The organism is Paenibacillus sp. cl6col (assembly GCF_900102125.1).
Lineage (GTDB): Bacteria > Bacillota > Bacilli > Paenibacillales > Paenibacillaceae > Paenibacillus_B > Paenibacillus_B suaedae.
The window spans coordinates 91076-108499 of sequence record NZ_FNAZ01000002.1 but is presented as its reverse complement, the minus strand read 5'-3'; the positions used below and the strand labels follow the sequence as shown (position 1 = coordinate 108499).

Genomic DNA, 17424 nt, shown 5'->3' with positions numbered 1-17424 from the left:
CTTGTTCACACAAAAGGACATTCTCTAGCAGCAGTAATATCTAGATGAATGTCCTTTGTTGTATGTTTCGCCATTCTATGGACTTGCAAAACCATATTCCGCCCTTACAAGTGAACTTGCTTATATTGCAATACACAAGTAGTGCCCTCATCTGGGCGGCTGTAATACGATATTGTGCCGTTCATCGATTTCACCAGACTAATAACGACCATTAGACCGAGCCCTGTTCCCTTCTCCTTCGTCGTATAGAATGGCATGCCAATTCGTTTAATTTGATAATCGCTCATGCCAACCCCAGTGTCCTTAATATGAATATGCACTCCCTCGTTATCCGACCAGGTGGTAACCTTCAACGTACCTCCATCCGGCATGGACTCGACTGCATTTTTCATTATGTTTAGCAGCGACTGCTGGAATTTCTTCGACTCTCCCATAATGTACATCGGTTTTTGAGATAGATGCTGGACAACTACCTCCACCTTCGACAGTAAACAAAGTGGAGATACCATGGGCACGACGGTGTCTAGTTCTTCCTGAACATAGAGCGGACGAGCCACCTCGACCGTTGGTTTGGCGTAATTCAAATAATCGGTAATGATCGAATTCGCCTGTTCAATGCCGGAAGCTGCATAATTCCGATAGGTCTGAATTTGTTCCGGGGTCAAGTTTTTACGGTTCATAAGCTGTAGAAAGCCTTGTGCAGTTGTCAGTGGATTACGAATTTCATGAGAAATGGAAGCGGCTAGCTGACCGATAACTTGATATTTCTCAGCACGAAAAAGCTCTTCCCGCATCCGTTCCTGATTTTTGACATGATGATAGATGTAGCTTACATACATCGAGGACAAATAGGTTCCGATGACAGCAATCACCACCTCTACTCCCTGCACTTGATCCCATTGATCGAAGAAGAACAGATAGCCCGCTAAATATACCGTTATCAGCAGCAGCGACATGAGGAAAATCTTCAAATAGGTACTCTGCAGCACCTGCTTATAGTGCAGAATAAGTCCAGCTGCGAGCATCATCGTGGAACCAATGATTGTCGGTATGGAGTAAATCTGCAAGTATAGTAATGTGCACAGATTGAATGCCAACCATGTACATATCCCTGGCAGCAAACCCTCGAACAGAGCAGCTAGCGCAAGAGACACAGGAGTTAAATGCAGCCCGTACAGCAATGGATCGATATCTTCATACCCAATATAAAAACAAGTCAGCAAAATTAAGATAAAAATAAACAACAGCTTGCGACGGTAATGAGCGAACATGAATTTCGGCGTGATGATGAGAAACATAAGACTTGCGCTCATAATATAGAGCAGCCCTTTGAATTCATGCGCTAATATGGAATGGATCAACATCATTATTCCTTTCCCTATCGATTCAATGCCTTGAACGTTGAGCATTCGAGTCAGCCAATGATTTTCCCGTTCCATGGAAGGCCTTTATGAAATCGGGAGCGGTCATTGGAACGCCATGCCGATAGCAATGGATAATCATACATATCCCATATTTTGCAGGGTGGGGCATCGATCGACGATCGTTCGATGATGCAATTGACCGCTCTTCGCGCAGCCTCATTCGCCCCTTCCATCGTAGCCAAATCTGTATTCGTTCGAACATAATCCGACGCAAGGAACAGATTCGGAATTGCTGTATATGCATTCGGCCGCAAGTTCCACGTGTGGACATGATTCACGAGCAGCGGCTCCATGTTGATCACTTCATGCGGGTTCGGGAATTGAATATCTTCATCGAGATACCAATGCACAATCATATCATCGCTTAGTATGGTCTCACCTTGATTCAAGCTCCGCTTCAGCTGCTCCCACACTTCTATCTTAATTTGCTCGCTAGTGCAGTGCATTGCCGGCTTCCCGAATACAATACCAGGCGTTTTCCAATCCGATACATCGATCGAGATGATACCTGCCACATCCCCATTGCCGAAATTGCTCATCTTGAAATGCGGCCAGAACTGAGCTTGGGATACAGAAGTCAATGCCCAAGGGCTGTCCATATAGATGACATGACCATGGATGATGGGGACATCTTCTTTCAAATAAAATTGGACGCCGTTCATCCATTCTACGTTCTTCGCTAGCTCAGGCAGTCTGCCCAGCAATGGATCACCCTCGATTAGATCCTCCGTAATCAGTTCCGCCATCACCTCAACGGGCAGTGCTGCGATATAGTAATCTGCGGTTACAATGTGGGAGCGGCCTTCTTCTTGAATGGTCACGCCTTGAATCCGGCCATTCTTGCAATGAATATGTTCAACTTTCGCTCTTAAGCGATAGTCGACCCCCCCTTGTCTCAAGTAAGTCAGCCAAGGATTGATCCACACATCATTGGTAGGGCCGTTCAGCAAGCGATCCGCACTACCTCCTGGCAGTACCATATCCAGCATTACGGTTGCAGCTACCGTGCCTACTGTGCAGGCATTCGCTTCCTTCGCCCGTGCTGCGACCAATATGCGCGTTAGGCCAGTGAAGATGTGTCTGAATTCCGCTGACTGCTTCTCCGCCTGTAGAAAATCCCACCATGCTACTCGCTGATAATCCAGCAGCCGGCGTTCATCACAGCTAGTCAGAACCTGCCACAGACAGTTCACATAACGGTCGACGTCCTTCTCACTTAAACCAAGTTTATTATCGAATAGTGATTTAAGCAGTGTGCGCCAGCCGCGTATCGTTTGCGGGAATTCAGTAAGAAAAGGAAGCATAGGACGATTGAAGAAGGCAAGTCCCAAGTTCGTTCCTTCGATTAGATTATCAAATACGGTTAATCTCTCGGTACTGTTCGGCCGTTGATAGGGAATACGCTTCATGGTGTCCGTAACGTGCTTATAGAATTTTGGGAAGAACCGGAATCCGTGTTCTCCTGGCAAATCTGGTCGACCATTCGTCCCCGAATTGGGAACCGGCATACTTCGTGCCTTGCCTCCTGGAATGGTTCTCCATTCATACACAGAGACGCGAAATCCACGCTCCATTAGTTCGTGCGCTGCACTCATGCCGGCGATACCACCGCCTAGCACGATCACACTTGGGCGATCTTTCCCCACCATAAACAATTGAGCACTCCTATTCCATTATTATCATTGGAAAAATAAACTAGTTTCATATTACTATAAATCGACGGATTACAACACCTCTCAACGCAGATCTACAAGAAAAACAGAATGTAAGTTAGAAACGTGCCCCTTCCTACCATTTTACATCATAGATATGGAACCTATTTGCAAGAAATCAACAACAAAAAACCTGCCCTTTGATTCATTGAGCAGGCATGTATTTCGCTGGATTTCACGGAGAAGAACGGTTCATTTTTCATAAATATGGGTAATGACAATTTGTCGAATGCGAGTTCATCACCTAGATAACTTGAACGACCCAAGCAATCCATGCAGCAGCTGGATAGAACAGCAACTGAGCGATAATCGTACCTACCGCTCTTGAGAACATCAAGAGCGCGAATATTTTACCTAAGCGATTCCGTTCTGTCACATCGCCCATTGCACGATCGGTAAGCATTGCCATTTGCGGATCGACGAAGATCGTGAGTATGATCGTAGCTAGTCCGTTAATTAGTCCAGATGATTGCGAGGCGGCCGTACTATACTCTGGATTCAATGCAGATGCGTACAGTGCTGCCAGAACCCCGATCGTATAGATGCTGGTGACCAGACAATTCAATAGCAGCAAGCGCTTCGGAATTCCCATGATCCGCAGCGAGCGGAGCATGTTCCATGTTGGCGTTCGCAGATGATGCTTCACATGCCGAATCTGATCGAGGGATACGGATGAAATCAATTTCGGAATAGAGCCTGACACTTCCATATGACGTATCACTCTAGTTGCAATCAAGACAGCTGTTGGAAAAAAGAGCATTGCCAGCAGCGTTCCTACCGTTGATGAGCCGATTACAATACGGAACTGGCCTTCCAAATCAAATTCCGGATGCTGCTTTGCATAATCGATAATTTTCCCTGTCATTGGGCCCTGAAGCAAATTCGAAGTACGAGATACAAGGACAATTATGCCGGTTAATGATAGGGCAACTGCAAGTCTACCTGTACGTACGCCCGCGTAGCGAACCGCATAGGACAATGTCTCAAATAAATGGATAAGCATAGTTAGTAAGGAGATGATGATAATTTTATCCAACGTGAACTCCCCCACAGGAAATCGTTGTTATACCAATTATAGCTTAGAATCATGTTTTTTATTTTCTCACGTCGTTTCCGTACTTGTCCAGATCAAAAAAAGACTTCTAAATGTTGCAACTTTTTCATTCTATCATCGTTATTATTGTTAAAGGGGGTTTCGGGCTTACATGAGAGATGTTACTCGTACATTGAAATACAGCCTATCCATTCTAGTAGGCTGTCTACTTATAACACTGCTTGGTTCAAGCTTCGCCTATGCTGGTGATGGTGCCGCGCATAAAGTTCAAATGCAACCGGCTCCAATTCCGGTCGTACGTGTGGTAGATACGGATGGGAATACCTTATCCCATGACGCCTTGATCGAGAATGGGCTGACATATATCCCTATTAAGGATTTAAGCACGCATTTGAATTTGAAGGTACGATGGGAATCATACAGCCATACTGTATATATTGAAGGGGACAAATCAGATATTACTTGGAGTTCACTAACTGGCAAGATGAAGGTGAATGGCAAGGATACGGTGCTCACGACATTCCCTCAAATTATTAACAATAAAACCTTTATCCCGCTTCGTCTTCTGCAGAATGTATTTACTTATCAATTTGACTGGGATAGCAAAACGAAGACCGTTACCCTGCTCAACAATTGGTAGAAGGTTGGATGATGTATGTATGCAGCAATAATTCCATAGAGCGGATAGATCTGAAATCTAGAAAGGGCAATACGGGCTGTTCCTACCTGTACTGCTCTTTTTTATGCTTGCTGCCCATCCAACAAGTCTTCGTTAATAATGGAGAACAAATGAACATCCTCGTAGCGCCCTTTTGCAAAAATATGCTTACGAAGCACTCCCTCCTGCTGAAAACCGCACTTCTCCAACACGCGAATCGAGGCAGTATTATCTGGGTAGCATCTAGCTTCAATCCGTACAAGCTTCATCGAAGTAAATCCATAACGAATCACCTTGTTCACAACCTCTGTCATGAGGCCATGTCCCCAGCAGGATCTGGACAACGCATAGCCGATCTCGGCACGTGCATGCTGCTGATTCCAATTCCCAAAGCCGCATGTGCCGATAAGCCGCTCCGACTGCTTGCAGTAAATTCCCCACGGAGCAATCTCTCCGTGACTATAACGCTGGATAATCCAGTTCAGAAAACGCTGCGAATCAGCAATCGTCTGGTGAGCAGGCCATGTTGCAAACCGCGAAATCTCTTCATCAGAGGCATATTCAAACATATCCTCAGCATCCTGAAGTGTCATTTCCTTCATACGTGTACGGGCTGTCTCTAGGACTGGAACGGGAAAGAACAGTTCGGTCTTGCGCATCATGATTTCCCTCCTTATGGATCTGGGGTTCACCTTATTCTTCTACACAAGATCATGCCATAACCGCCCGCTATTGTCTAACCACGCTCTATCTCTATCTATCTCTTCAACGTGACAAAGAAAAACAGCCCGTTACCTTCAATAAGGACACGAGCTGATGTCTGTTTTAGATGCTGTTATTAGAATTATCGCTTTGGATGATTGCGAAATAACATAGGTAGAACTAGACCTGATTATGAACGAAGCTTGCCAACGAAAGCATTCCCGAATTGTCTACACTGTTCCTTCTCGTCAGCCTTAGGCGTCAATTCTACCTTCAAGCCATCCAACACAACTTCGCAGCCGCGCTGACGCAGCTTCTCAATGAGAATGTCCACTGCGGCACCATATTGTGCGTACGAAGAATCACAAGAACCAAACACGGCCGCCTTCTTGCCCGTCAGATCCACATCATCCATCTCATCGAAGAAATCAAGGAATTCATCGGGCAGTTCACCATCCCCCCATGTGTACGCGCCAAGCAGAATTCCTTCGTACTCTGCCATCTCCGATGCATAGGCATCCATGACTTCCTTCATCGTAAGCTCCTCATCAGTTCCTTTGACGCCTTCGGCCACAGCTTCCGCCATTTCTTCTGTATTCCCCGTCATACTCGCATAAATTAACAATGTGCTCATGTATATAACCTCCAACTTTTTTATGTACATAAAATTGATATTGATAATCATTATCATTATAGTTGGAGTCGTTGCATTTCGCAAGCAGCAATCTTCTGCCAATTAAAAAAGGATAAGGCAGCTCTATCGAGCTCCTCATCCCAGATCTAGCCTTCAACGCTATTCTTAAATAGCGAAGGTTAAACGTTAGCGTATATGTTAATTCGTGTCTCCCATATAGACGTCTTTTTCCCCTCTACCTTGCAGCTTGGGTATCAATTGTGCAGGATAGACTCGAATGTGATCTAGCGCTGATAAGGCAACCCACTCTACACCAACCTGATACTCGTCAGGATTCGTTCCTGCAAAGATCTGAGCCTCTTGCTCTGTCGGTGGAATACGCTCATCAAGTTCAGCGACAAAATAAAATTCAACCTGATGGACATCGGCATCCCATTCTGCAAATTGATGATTTTTACCTATGTACTCACGAACGTACGCGAGGTCGTGCACACGGATATGACAACCTATTTCTTCCATACATTCCCGCTTCAACGCATCACTCAACTGCTCTCCATGTTCCTGTCCACCACCTGGGAACAGATAGAAGAATCCTTCCTGATCCTTGTTTTTCGTAAGCAGCACTTTTCCGTCGTATATGATGATTGCCTTGGCTGAATTTCGTATGGGCTTCATATGTCTTCCCCCTTGATAAAAGTGTTCTAACAGTTAATTGTACCTTAATTGGCAAGCTGTCAATGCGGTAATCGTTACGAATTTGATAAATTTTTTATAAAATCATCGAAAAAGATAAAGACGAACACCCAACATTATGGTAGTATATGGTACAAACCAGGTGTCAATTATCTCCTCTGACCTGCATCTAGTAAGGTTGGCGTATGGTGTAAACGATTATTCCATTGAGAGGGGAACTGTACACGTATGAAACGTAGATCCATGATGCTTATGTTGACGCTTTTACTGGCAATAAGTGCGTTTGTAAGCGCTTGCGGAAGCGGCAGCACGCCTGCCCCTGAGTCCAAGCCGAGCGAGACTCAGAAACCTGGCGACAGCGGGACAGGTGAGAAAAAAGAAGAGAACAAGGACGTGGCACTCGCCTCAGATCAGACCTTCCGCTTCAACATGAAGAGTGATCCTCCTTCCCTTGATCCTGGTACATCTCAGGATACGACTTCCTTCCAAGTATTGAGCCATATCTTTGAAGGGCTCACACGATTGGATGAGCACGGCAAAGTTATTCCAGGTACCGCAGAGAGCTGGGAAGAAGATGCTACGAAGACGAAGTATGTCTTCCATCTCCGCAAAGATGCCAAATGGTCGAACGGCGATCCTGTAAAAGCAAAAGATTACGAGAACGCTTGGAAACGTGTTCTCGATCCTAAGATGTTGCCAGCTCCACCATATGCCTATCAGCTGTACTACATTAAAGGTGCAGAAGATTACAACACGAAGAAATCCACGGATCCAAATTCCGTAGCAGTAAAAGCCACTGACGATTACACGTTGGAAGTCGAACTCACGACTCCAACTGCTTACTTCTTAAGCTTACTCTCCTTCCAATCCTACTACCCTGTACACACGGATGCCCGCGATTCAAAATGGGCTTCTGAGGCAAGTACTATCATATCGAACGGCCCATTCAAAATGTCAGACTGGAAGCATCAAAACTCACTTGAACTGGTTCCAAACGAACACTACTATGCAAAAGATGAAATCAAATTTACAAAAGTACAAATTACAATTGTCGAGGATCCTGGTACCGAAGTCAGCATGTATGAAACGGGAGCACTTGAATTCGCAGGTCAGCCGACTGGTGAAATTCCGGTCGACCAAATTGCGATGCTGAAGGAGTCGAAGCCAGATGAGCTTCAAATCAAAGGTATTGCATCCTCGTATTACTACCTGTTCAACAATAAGCAGAAGCCATTCGACAATGTCAATATCCGCAAGGCACTGGCAATGGCTATTGATCGTAAGCAAATTGTTGAGAAAGTCACGCTTGGTGGTCAAACACCTGCATTTGGTATTGTTGCGAAAGGTATCGCAGGGATAAATGATGAGTATCGCAATGAATCTGATGACAGCGCCTATTTCAAGGAAGATGCTGCTGAAGCAAAGGCTCTTCTCGAAAAAGGCTTGAAGGAATCCGGATTGACAGAAATGCCTGAATTTACACTCACTCACAATACCAATGAAATGCATAAGAAAGTTGCTCAAGCCGTCGCGAATATGTGGAAAAATACGCTTGGACTGAAAATAAAGGTTGAAAATCAGGAGTGGGGTGTCTTCCTAAAGAACCGGACGGCATTGAACTATCAAGTCGCTCGCGCCGGCTGGACGACAGACTATAATGATCCAATGTCATTCATCGATCTGTATACGACTGGCAGCGGCAATAATGATATTGGGTACAACAATCCTGAATTCGATAAACTGGTGAAAGATGCGAAGATATCTGTGGATCCAAATGCACGTATGGACTTGATTAAGCAAGCTGAGAAGAAGCTGATTGCAGACGATATGGCGATCATACCGATTTTCTATCATACAAATGTCCATTTACAGAAGCCGTACGTCAAAAATGTATTTATCGACTACCAAGGACAAATAAACTTCACTCGCGGTTATATTGCAGAACACTAATCGATCGATCGTGACATTGAGCATGTAAATAGTCGGGGTACATATGCAGGCAATGTTCATATGTATCCCGACTTTAGCATTATAGGTTGAAATTTTCCTTCAGGAGGCTGGTGGAATGTGATTCGCTATGTCCTTACCAAGCTAATGTATCTCATCATTTCCTTATGGGTTCTGGCTACACTTACCTTTCTATTGATGAAGGCTGTCCCAGGCGACCCATTTCTGTCAGAGAAAGCCGTTCCTCCAGAAATACGTGCAAGGCTCATGGAACAATATGGACTCGACAAGCCATTATATGAACAGTATGTCGTTTATTTGAACAAGCTCGTTCAAGGTGATCTTGGTATTTCCATGAAAATGCAGGATCGTGAAGTCGTTCAGGCCATCCGCGAATCCTTTCCCTACTCACTTAAGCTGGGTATCTGTGCATTAATCGTGGCCGTTACGATTGGAATAGGACTCGGTATTGCTGCAGCAATGCGGCATCGCAAGCTGATTGATACGTCTTCCATGGTACTCGCTGTCGTTGGCGTGTCTGTCCCAAGCTTTGTTCTTGCCTCATTTATGCAATACGTGCTTGGGGTAAAACTGAAGCTACTTCCTGTCTTTGGACTAGCAGGCCCCCTCACCTATGTCATGCCCACCATTGCGCTATCAGCTCTACCGATTGCTTTCATCGCCAGATTAACTCGCTCCAGTATGCTGGAGGTTCTGCATTCTGATTATATTAAGACAGCCAAGTCCAAAGGTCTGTCTGCCGGTGTCATTGTGCGCAGACATATTTTACGCAACGGAATCTTGCCTGTTGTTACGTATCTTGGCCCACTTACTGCAGGTATTGTTACCGGTTCATTCATTGTGGAGCATATTTTCGGAATCGGTGGTCTTGGTAAAATATTCGTAATGAGTATTACGAACCGCGACTATTCTCTCATCATGGGGATCACTATGTTCTATGGCGTTATATTGATGGTGGCTCGCTTCCTTACTGACTTGGCTTATGGTGTTATCGATCCTCGCATTAAGCTTGCCAAAGGAAAGGAGAAAGCGGCATGATTACCTACAACAAACAGAATCCATTGCATCAGCCCCCTATCAAGCCCGAGCAATTCAAAAAAGCGAACATCGACGAACATGCGGCGGAGGCGATCGAACGCGAGAGTATATCCGCTTGGCGCGATTCGTGGCTTCGATTGCGCAGCAATTGGGCAGCAATGACAGGCCTCGTTATTCTTGTACTGCTCATTATTATGGCCATCATCGGACCAATGTTAACTTCTTATGACTACGAAACCAATTATTTGGACAAGACGAATTTGCCACCTTCCTCAGAGCATTGGTTCGGCACGGACGATCTCGGCCGCGACATGTTCGCCCGTACTTGGATGGGCGCTCGTATTTCACTTATCGTCGGCTTCTCCGCAGCCCTCATTAACCTGATTGTCGGCGTCATATATGGCGGCATTATGGGGTATGTGGGAGGCAAACTCGATGAAATCATGAACAAGGCATCTGAAATTATATTCACACTTCCTGACCTTCTTGTCGCCATTCTACTGGTAGTAGTACTAGAACCAAGTCTTGGCGTTATTATATTGGCGCTGTGCTTCACTGGCTGGATAAATATGGCCTGGATTGTGCGCGGGCAAATGATGCAACTCAAAAATCAAGAGTTCGTCCTTGCCTCCCGTTCTCTGGGCGCATCGGGAGCACGAATCTTGTTCCGGCATCTGATTCCAAATTCACTCGGCCCGATTATCGTTACGCTAACCTTAGCAATTCCTGTATCGATCTTCGGCGAAGCGGTTCTTAGCTTCCTCGGGCTTGGTGTACAATCCCCTGCTGCCTCTTGGGGAACGATGATTAGCGATGCATTGAAGGCGATGACCGTCTATCCATGGCGTATCGCATTCCCTGCATTCTTTATCAGCTTGACGATGCTTGCATTCAACATGTTTGGCGATGGACTGCGTGATGCACTCGATCCGAAGATGAAAAAGTAGACGAGGAGGATGACGAATATGAAGCCTTTATTGGAAATCAACGACCTTCACGTCTCTTTCCACGTCCGTGGCGGCGAGGTGAAGGCAGTACGCGGTATCAATTTTCATGTGAATCAAGGCGAGGCAGTGGCGATCGTAGGCGAGTCCGGCTGTGGCAAGAGTGTTACGGCGCAATCGATATTGCGGCTGCTGCCAAGCCCACCTAGCAAGGTGAAGCAAGGCGAGATACGCTTCAAGGGAAATGATCTGCTGAAGCTGAAAGAACGTGACATGCAATCGATTCGCGGCAAGGACATCGGCATGATCTTCCAAGATCCCATGACTTCATTAAATCCGACGATGACGATAGGTCGACAGATTACTGAAGTATTAATGAAGCATCAACAAATGACCGCTTCACAGGCGAAGGCACGGGCTATCGAGATGCTGTCTATGGTTGGGATTCCGAATCCAGATTCCCGCTTCCAGCAATACCCGCATGAATTCTCGGGAGGAATGCGCCAGCGCGCGATGATTGCCATCGCACTTGCCTGCAAACCATCCCTGCTAATCGCAGATGAACCAACTACAGCGCTTGACGTAACTATACAAGCTCAAATCTTGCGCGTTATGAAGCAGCTGCAGCAGGAGATGGGCACATCCATTATATTAATTACACATGATCTCGGAATTGTCGCTGATCTATGCGACCGAGTCATTGTTATGTATGCTGGTAAAATCGTTGAGACCGGAACGAAATGGGATATATTCAAAAATCCACAGCATCCTTATACGAAGGGCTTGCTCCGTTCCTTGCCTCGTCTGGATCAGAAGAAGGAGGAGCCGCTTATTCCGATTTACGGCACACCGCCAGATCTGATTAAGCCGCCAGCAGGATGCGGGTTCTGCGCTCGCTGCAATGAAGCGATGGAAGTCTGCATGTCCTACGATCCGGAAGTAACGAAGGTAGGCGATTCGCATCAAGCGAAATGCTGGCTTCTCCATCCGCTGGCGCAGGAGGTGGCTCGATGAGCAGAGAGGCATTGCTTGAAGTACAGGGATTGAAGAAGTATTTCAATCTAGGCCGCGGCAATATATTAAAAGCGGTTAACGATGTCAGCTTCACCATCCATAAGGGTGAGACCCTCGGTATGGTTGGTGAATCCGGCTGCGGGAAGTCCACTGTAGGACGAACTGTCCTGCGCCTTTACGAGCCGACAGGCGGCAAGACAATCTACAATGGAACGAATATTTACAGCCTGAAGCGCAAGCAGATGGCAGCGATGCGCCGTGAAATGCAGATGATCTTCCAAGATCCGTACGCTTCGCTTAATCCGCGGCTCACCATCTCTGATATTATTGGAGAAGCTATCGATATTCACAAGCTGGCTGCGAGCCGCGCAGAAAAGAAGAAGCGGATCGAAGATCTCCTTGATCTTGTTGGCTTGAATCCAGATCACGCTACTCGCTATCCGCATGAGTTCTCAGGCGGCCAACGACAGCGTATCGGCATCGCTCGAGCGCTTGCCGTAGATCCAAAGCTCATTATTTGTGATGAGCCGATCTCCGCGCTTGATGTATCCATCCAAGCACAAGTCGTTAACTTGCTGAAGGATCTGCAGGTTCGACTTGGACTTACCTATTTGTTCATCGCCCATGATTTGTCCATGGTCAAGCATATTAGCGATCGCGTGGCCGTCATGTACTTGGGCAAAATGGTTGAACTGACTGATAGTGAGACGCTCTACAATGAGCCGCTTCATCCTTATACGCAAGCGCTCATGTCCGCCATTCCCGTTCCCGATCCAGATATCGAGGCGCAGAAGGAGCGAATCGTGTTAAGCGGTGAACTCCCAAGTCCAATCAATCCACCGAGCGGATGTCATTTCCGTACGAGATGCCCCGCGGCAACTGAGCGGTGTGCGGCTGCTGTTCCGGAATTCCGTGAAGCCAAGCCTGGTCATTATGTAGCCTGCCATCTCGTTTAGGATGTATCCAATTATTTCAGACCAAGCAATAAAGGCAGAGAAGAGAATCAGGAGAAGTTCCTCCTATCTCTACTCTGCCTTTTTCATGTCGTTTCCAAGCTATCTTGAAAGTGACGTATACCTCTTACTTAATCAAACTTCACTAACAATGAGTGATGACACACAGTCTGCAAGTCCCGATATATTTGATTGATTGGCGCATCCTCCATAACTGCATGGATGCCCAAGTACGGGAAAAGCGCATTGGCCGATGATAAGGCTGCTTGTCCAGCTTCCTTACACCGAAGTGATACTTCCTGTACATCCGTGTCCGTGAGTACCTTGCCTTGTGTATGCTCGTTCCACGATTGCTCAATAGCCTGATAGAACGCACTTACCGCTTCCGTCAGCAATTCGTTCTGAATGATGATTTTATTCGATATAGAATCATAACGGTTCACCGAAGCATTCTCCCATACAGTGCGATTCCGCTCCGCAATATTTCGTGCCTCTTCGAGGAAGTGCATTGCCAGCCCTATGCTTACGGCAGCGAACGATGCTTCTGCAAATGGCAGGAACGGATAGTTGTATATCGGGTTATCGTAAAGACCATTTGGCTCCATAATGCTAAAGGTTCGTTCATCAGGTACAAATACATCATGTACGACAATGGAATGACTTTCTGTAGCCTTCAGGCCAAATGCGTTCCAATCCTTCACGATCTCAACTTCATCCGGCCAGAATACGAATGAACGAATGACCGGCTCCGCTGCTGATTCCCCTCCAGTATCCGATTCGGCATGCTTTTGAACCACACAATTGGCGGTGAACACAGTCGCATATGTGGAGCCGCTGCAGAACTTCCAGCGCCCATTCACCCGGTATCCGCCCTCAACATTCACAGCCGTGCCGCTTGGATGCCCCGATCCTGCTACAACCGCTTCCTTCCTCGTATAAGCATCCTTCGCCACTTCTGGCGTCATAAATGGTGCAAAGAAGCCGCCTCCAGAGCCAATCGTTACGAGCCAGCCGAAGCTGCCATTAATCCAGGACGTATGCTCGAACCATTTCAACGCTTCGGGAAGTTCTGTCATATTCCCCTGTAATTCAACTGGTACGAACAACTTGAACAATCCACGCTCATAAATCCATTGCAGCAGCTGCTGCGGAAGCTTCCCCTCTCGCTCAATGGACAATGCCTGATCTCGAATGATGCGAATTTCTTCATCGGTAAAATGATTCATCGGTAACACGCTCCCACTCTTATCAACGTATGGATAAATGCAAATCTATCTATTTATCCATTATAGTACACGTTTACAAGATAAGGCGGAGACGAATCATATCTACGCAAGGAATTCCATTCTCTTCGATCGGTTCATCATAGTGAATGACGAAGAAATCGGTATCGATTCCGCAAATACGGAAGCCGCATTTCTGATATAAACCGAGCTGTGACAGACTGGAGTTCCCAGTGCCTACCTCCAGCACTTGATAACCAAGCTCACGAGCGCACTGAATGGCATGCTGTACAAGCTGCTTGCCATAGCCCTTGCCCTGCCACTCTTCTGCAACAGCCACATTCACAAGCTCAAGGGTGTGGGGGCGCGTCGGAAGCAGAAGTACAGCTCCAATCGTCTCTCCTTTCACATTCAATGTATAACCGATACTGCGATGCAAGTATTGATTCACGGCAGCTTCTTCCGGATCAGCAAGCAGCAGCAAATCTAGTGGGATGTTATGAGTTTCCGTAGGAATAATGAGTGCTTCCAAGATGATTATCCTCCTCTAAGCTGTCTCTCACTTCTCACCTGCATGGTTGAATCAAGTGAATGACAGAGTTTGTGTGTGGATTCATGAGCATGCAACTTACGCCATCTGCCCATATTCATGGGCATACGCACCATGCTGTAGATAATGCTTGTATAGGTGGAAAAACACACGTATTCCCCCATAAAAGTTAGAGTCATGCTCACTCTTGCGTATTAAATAAACTGTATCCTCTATCGAAGGTACTTGCCCTTTCTGACACATCCGTTCATACTCTACAAAGTCGACTTCGAACAACCCTTTCTTCTCGCCTGCCTCCGTAGCGTAAGCGTATAATGCCGTGGAACCTTCCAACTGCTTTAATTGATAATGTATCGTTGAAGCCATTGCAAATCACCTACTTATGTATAATGTAGTATCTGTCCCGCTTCCCGTGTGTGGTGAGCAATTGTTCACAACGGAGTAGTCGGATCCTACCTGTTATATCGACAGTTGTCCCCATTCCATAGCGATTTCCGTATGCGGTTCTCCGCCAATCTCAATTTCTTTCTCGCCGACGATTATTGCACCGGTACGACGATAAAATTGAAGAGCACGATTCCCTTTCAAAACCCATACCAACATATTCGTATGTCCGAACGACTTCGAATGCTCCATCACGTGTGAAACCAGCTTGCTGCCGAGCCCTTGTCCTTGAACGGTCGACAGCAAGTAGAGTGCATATAATTCTGCTCGATCCAGAAATTGTTCGCTCCGGCTTGGGCCACCCATCGCAAAACCTGCGATTTCCTCAGTATCCTGTACTGCGACATAAATTCACTTGTCCGCTGTCAACTGTCCTATTGCATGCTCCCACATATTTTGTCTAGCTTGTACAGATAAGCTAGACAAATAAGTATCTGATATAATCCCTTGATAGGCAGTGCGCCAGCTGTCGACATGAACACGCGCAATACCAGGCGCATCGCCAGCCATCGCTTTTCGAATTTGCAATTGACTCCCTCCTCTACAGGTGAGTTCATCATCGATATATTCAATACACTTCAACAGAAAGTCCTACCTTGGATAAGAAATGCTGCATCCATTACAATGCACACAGAGGGATTGCTTCCAACAGCAATCCCTTCCACGTATGGCCCATCAATTGGTACGGTTCAAGCATAATAAAATATTCAAAGTCAGGTGCCATGCTTCCAAGAACTAGCCCAGTCACACTTAAGTATTGCGGCGCAAGACGCTGAACAGGTGCAGCATACAGTGGATGTGCGAAGGTAAAAGGCATGATTATCTGCTGCCCTTCTCCGATTTCTTCATTGCATATAGATCCTCTTCAATGCCAGCCATACGCTGCTCCAACATCGCACGCGCATCCTCGATGGCCTGATTATATAAGTAGGGCTCAAACATCTTCAGTAGATAGTCAACTAGCTCCTCTGCCTCGAACATGCCCAGGGATTCTCCACGCTCTGTCTCAAAATACTGCTTCAAATCCTCTATCCATTTTTCCTTCTGCTCTCTAGGCAGCTTCTTTACATTCATGATGTCCCTCCTAAGTTGCTAAGTCGCTTGTCTACTTCCTATCTAGTCTATTTCCGCTCGATAAACTTATTATAGACGACCTGCAAATTCGACAGACAGCGAGTTGAAATACTCCATCTTCTCATCAATAAAATCATCGCCCGAATCGATGCTTCCGACAATATGCAAATCATGGAGACATAGTCCCATTAACCACAACTGACGTGCAGCAACGAATACGGGAACTGCTCGAATATCGTCTTCGTGAAGTTGACGTACAGACTGATAGCCTTCTAGGAATGCATCCCACAACTCTGACAGCTTTCCAGGATCATTGCCTAAGTGCACCTCACGAGCCAAGCGAAATTCTGCTATATCATAAGCGCGGTAGCCATAACCGCACAAGTCAAAGTCATAATGAGTATACGTCTGATCGCCGCTGTAACTAATATTAGTATTTCCATGCAAATCCCCGTGACACACTCCCCAATCCAGCGCTGAGAACTGTGTAATTTGCTCCTTCAATGCGCTGCCAATGGCCATCAACTTCTGAACATCTTCGGGCCTATGCTGAATTCGGTCAGCAATCACCTGCAGCGGCTTATCGATTAGATAATTCTGATCCATTACAGGACGCTCATATGAACTTGTAAACGTATCTGCTGCACTGTGCAGCTGCGCTACTGCTTCTCCGAACAATCGGCTAATGTCGGCATTGTCGATTGAGCGTTCTTCTCCCACAGCATAGGTGAACAGGACGCCAAATCGAATACCTTCAGGCGCTTGGAGCGGATGAACACGTTCCCCATTCAATGCCGTAATCGGTGAGGATACGGATATCCCCTCAGCTTGTAGATGAAGAAGGAAATCCATCTCAAATTCAACCACTGCCTGGTGTCTTCTCCAATCCCCACGATATACACGGAAAATATACAGGGCTTCATCGCCATGCACCTTATAGGTATCGTTCATTCCGCGCAGCAAAAATTCAACCCGCTGAACCTTGCCTACAGCATAATTCTCTTCTATCCATTCCTTAAGTGCTTGCTCGCATAATGTAGAATATACAACTGGAAAATGCATTTGACCCCACCCTTTTCATGTCCGACTGATATACTCTCTTTTTACGTTTCCTTCCTATTTGCGCAATGTGAGTACAGCAGCGATAAGAAGCAAGGCCAGTGTGAGCGCATACATGACAATTGCTGTTGGGCTGGTCTGCTGACTTGGAAATGCATCCTCTGCTTGATATATAACAAACTTGGCTGACCTAACTGAGTTACATCTTCTTGCGCATGCACGATTTGCAAGGTACATATCTTAGACGCATCAGGTATGGAAAAAGTTTCAACCCACACCC

The 17424-nt window shown here is 46.3% G+C and carries 20 protein-coding genes; 6 read left to right on the top strand and 14 right to left on the bottom strand.

The features are described from left to right. Positions 1-104: 104 nt before the first annotated feature. From BLS15_RS04605 to BLS15_RS04595, 3 genes are all read right to left on the bottom strand, one after another. Positions 105-1367 (bottom strand): ATP-binding protein, encoded by a 1263-nt coding sequence (locus BLS15_RS04605; protein WP_254777286.1) that lies wholly within the window; start codon positions 1365-1367, stop codon positions 105-107. 47 nt (positions 1368-1414) lie between these two features. Beyond that, on the bottom strand, positions 1415-3073 hold the full coding sequence (locus BLS15_RS04600; protein ID WP_028533167.1) for a hydroxysqualene dehydroxylase: 1659 nt from the start codon (positions 3071-3073) through the stop codon (positions 1415-1417). A gap of 307 nt (positions 3074-3380) precedes the next feature. Then, positions 3381-4172, bottom strand: a complete 792-nt coding sequence (locus tag BLS15_RS04595) for a lipid II flippase Amj family protein (protein ID WP_021253095.1) — start codon at positions 4170-4172, stop codon at positions 3381-3383. Between the two features lie 169 nt (positions 4173-4341). Here BLS15_RS04595 and BLS15_RS04590 point away from each other — a divergent pair, with 169 nt between their 5' ends. Further along, positions 4342-4830, top strand: coding sequence for a copper amine oxidase N-terminal domain-containing protein (locus tag BLS15_RS04590; protein WP_021253096.1), 489 nt, complete (start codon positions 4342-4344; stop codon positions 4828-4830). Between the two features lie 101 nt (positions 4831-4931). Here BLS15_RS04590 and BLS15_RS04585 read toward each other — a convergent pair whose 3' ends face one another. The 3 genes from BLS15_RS04585 to BLS15_RS04575 all read right to left on the bottom strand — a co-directional run bounded on the left by BLS15_RS04585 (position 4932) and on the right by BLS15_RS04575 (position 6859). Further along, a complete protein-coding gene (locus BLS15_RS04585; RefSeq protein ID WP_254777285.1) occupies positions 4932-5510 on the bottom strand; it encodes a GNAT family N-acetyltransferase in 579 nt (192 codons plus the stop codon). A gap of 230 nt (positions 5511-5740) precedes the next feature. Continuing rightward, entirely contained in the window at positions 5741-6184 is a 444-nt protein-coding gene (locus BLS15_RS04580) for a flavodoxin (protein ID WP_021253098.1), read from the bottom strand. A gap of 198 nt (positions 6185-6382) precedes the next feature. Beyond that, positions 6383-6859 carry an NUDIX domain-containing protein gene (locus BLS15_RS04575; RefSeq protein WP_090510276.1) on the bottom strand — a complete coding sequence of 159 codons (477 nt, stop codon included), beginning with the start codon at positions 6857-6859 and terminating at the stop codon, positions 6383-6385. Positions 6860-7105: 246 nt separating this feature from the next. Here BLS15_RS04575 and BLS15_RS04570 point away from each other — a divergent pair, with 246 nt between their 5' ends. The 5 genes from BLS15_RS04570 to BLS15_RS04550 all read left to right on the top strand — a co-directional run bounded on the left by BLS15_RS04570 (position 7106) and on the right by BLS15_RS04550 (position 12797). Then, a complete protein-coding gene (locus BLS15_RS04570; RefSeq protein ID WP_090510269.1) occupies positions 7106-8827 on the top strand; it encodes a peptide ABC transporter substrate-binding protein in 1722 nt (573 codons plus the stop codon). A 117-nt stretch (positions 8828-8944) separates the two neighbouring features. Continuing rightward, positions 8945-9883: an ABC transporter permease gene (locus BLS15_RS04565; protein WP_021253101.1), complete on the top strand. Its 939-nt coding sequence runs from the start codon at positions 8945-8947 to the stop codon at positions 9881-9883. Continuing rightward, positions 9880-10830 (top strand): ABC transporter permease, encoded by a 951-nt coding sequence (locus tag BLS15_RS04560; protein ID WP_021253102.1) that lies wholly within the window; start codon positions 9880-9882, stop codon positions 10828-10830. Before BLS15_RS04565 ends, BLS15_RS04560 begins: the two co-directional genes overlap by 4 nt. Before the next feature lie 18 nt (positions 10831-10848). Further along, on the top strand, positions 10849-11841 hold the full coding sequence (locus tag BLS15_RS04555; RefSeq protein WP_090510264.1) for an ABC transporter ATP-binding protein: 993 nt from the start codon (positions 10849-10851) through the stop codon (positions 11839-11841). Continuing rightward, positions 11838-12797 (top strand): ABC transporter ATP-binding protein, encoded by a 960-nt coding sequence (locus tag BLS15_RS04550; RefSeq protein ID WP_090510259.1) that lies wholly within the window; start codon positions 11838-11840, stop codon positions 12795-12797. The genes BLS15_RS04555 and BLS15_RS04550 overlap by 4 nt, the downstream gene beginning before the upstream one ends. A 128-nt stretch (positions 12798-12925) precedes the next feature. On the opposite strand, the gene BLS15_RS04545 is transcribed toward BLS15_RS04550, so the two are convergent. The 8 genes from BLS15_RS04545 to BLS15_RS04515 all read right to left on the bottom strand — a co-directional run bounded on the left by BLS15_RS04545 (position 12926) and on the right by BLS15_RS04515 (position 17147). Further along, positions 12926-14020, bottom strand: coding sequence for an acyl-CoA dehydrogenase family protein (locus tag BLS15_RS04545; protein WP_090510254.1), 1095 nt, complete (start codon positions 14018-14020; stop codon positions 12926-12928). Between the two features lie 73 nt (positions 14021-14093). After that, complete coding sequence (locus BLS15_RS04540) at positions 14094-14549, bottom strand: GNAT family N-acetyltransferase (protein WP_021253106.1); 456 nt, start codon at positions 14547-14549, stop codon at positions 14094-14096. A gap of 96 nt (positions 14550-14645) precedes the next feature. After that, a complete protein-coding gene (locus tag BLS15_RS04535) occupies positions 14646-14933 on the bottom strand; it encodes a hypothetical protein (protein WP_028533173.1) in 288 nt (95 codons plus the stop codon). A 93-nt stretch (positions 14934-15026) separates the two neighbouring features. After that, positions 15027-15362 (bottom strand): GNAT family N-acetyltransferase, encoded by a 336-nt coding sequence (locus BLS15_RS29330; RefSeq protein WP_302848144.1) that lies wholly within the window; start codon positions 15360-15362, stop codon positions 15027-15029. After that, positions 15363-15539: a hypothetical protein gene (locus BLS15_RS29325; protein WP_254777283.1), complete on the bottom strand. Its 177-nt coding sequence runs from the start codon at positions 15537-15539 to the stop codon at positions 15363-15365. A 91-nt stretch (positions 15540-15630) separates the two neighbouring features. Further along, on the bottom strand, positions 15631-15828 hold the full coding sequence (locus BLS15_RS04525; protein ID WP_028533175.1) for a DUF4184 family protein: 198 nt from the start codon (positions 15826-15828) through the stop codon (positions 15631-15633). A gap of 2 nt (positions 15829-15830) precedes the next feature. Next, on the bottom strand, positions 15831-16085 hold the full coding sequence (locus BLS15_RS04520; protein WP_021253110.1) for a DUF2164 domain-containing protein: 255 nt from the start codon (positions 16083-16085) through the stop codon (positions 15831-15833). Between the two features lie 69 nt (positions 16086-16154). Then, positions 16155-17147 (bottom strand): phosphotransferase, encoded by a 993-nt coding sequence (locus tag BLS15_RS04515; RefSeq protein ID WP_021253111.1) that lies wholly within the window; start codon positions 17145-17147, stop codon positions 16155-16157. Positions 17148-17424 lie beyond the last annotated feature (277 nt).

What these genes read in the sequence shown, in the direction of transcription:
- BLS15_RS04580 (WP_021253098.1), bottom strand. Translation starts at nt 6,184, where the DNA reads ATGAGCACATTGTTAATTTATGCGAGTATGACGGGGAATACAGAAGAA.
- BLS15_RS04525 (WP_028533175.1), bottom strand. Translation starts at nt 15,828, where the DNA reads ATGCCTTTTACCTTCGCACATCCACTGTATGCTGCACCTGTTCAGCGT.
- BLS15_RS04605 (WP_254777286.1), bottom strand. Translation starts at nt 1,367, where the DNA reads ATGATGTTGATCCATTCCATATTAGCGCATGAATTCAAAGGGCTGCTC.
- BLS15_RS04535 (WP_028533173.1), bottom strand. Translation starts at nt 14,933, where the DNA reads ATGGCTTCAACGATACATTATCAATTAAAGCAGTTGGAAGGTTCCACG.
- BLS15_RS04585 (WP_254777285.1), bottom strand. Translation starts at nt 5,510, where the DNA reads ATGATGCGCAAGACCGAACTGTTCTTTCCCGTTCCAGTCCTAGAGACA.
- BLS15_RS04555 (WP_090510264.1), top strand. Translation starts at nt 10,849, where the DNA reads ATGAAGCCTTTATTGGAAATCAACGACCTTCACGTCTCTTTCCACGTC.
- BLS15_RS04550 (WP_090510259.1), top strand. Translation starts at nt 11,838, where the DNA reads ATGAGCAGAGAGGCATTGCTTGAAGTACAGGGATTGAAGAAGTATTTC.
- BLS15_RS04600 (WP_028533167.1), bottom strand. Translation starts at nt 3,073, where the DNA reads ATGGTGGGGAAAGATCGCCCAAGTGTGATCGTGCTAGGCGGTGGTATC.
- BLS15_RS04515 (WP_021253111.1), bottom strand. Translation starts at nt 17,147, where the DNA reads ATGCATTTTCCAGTTGTATATTCTACATTATGCGAGCAAGCACTTAAG.
- BLS15_RS04570 (WP_090510269.1), top strand. Translation starts at nt 7,106, where the DNA reads ATGAAACGTAGATCCATGATGCTTATGTTGACGCTTTTACTGGCAATA.
- BLS15_RS04590 (WP_021253096.1), top strand. Translation starts at nt 4,342, where the DNA reads ATGAGAGATGTTACTCGTACATTGAAATACAGCCTATCCATTCTAGTA.
- BLS15_RS04545 (WP_090510254.1), bottom strand. Translation starts at nt 14,020, where the DNA reads ATGAATCATTTTACCGATGAAGAAATTCGCATCATTCGAGATCAGGCA.
- BLS15_RS04575 (WP_090510276.1), bottom strand. Translation starts at nt 6,859, where the DNA reads ATGAAGCCCATACGAAATTCAGCCAAGGCAATCATCATATACGACGGA.
- BLS15_RS04520 (WP_021253110.1), bottom strand. Translation starts at nt 16,085, where the DNA reads ATGAATGTAAAGAAGCTGCCTAGAGAGCAGAAGGAAAAATGGATAGAG.
- BLS15_RS04560 (WP_021253102.1), top strand. Translation starts at nt 9,880, where the DNA reads ATGATTACCTACAACAAACAGAATCCATTGCATCAGCCCCCTATCAAG.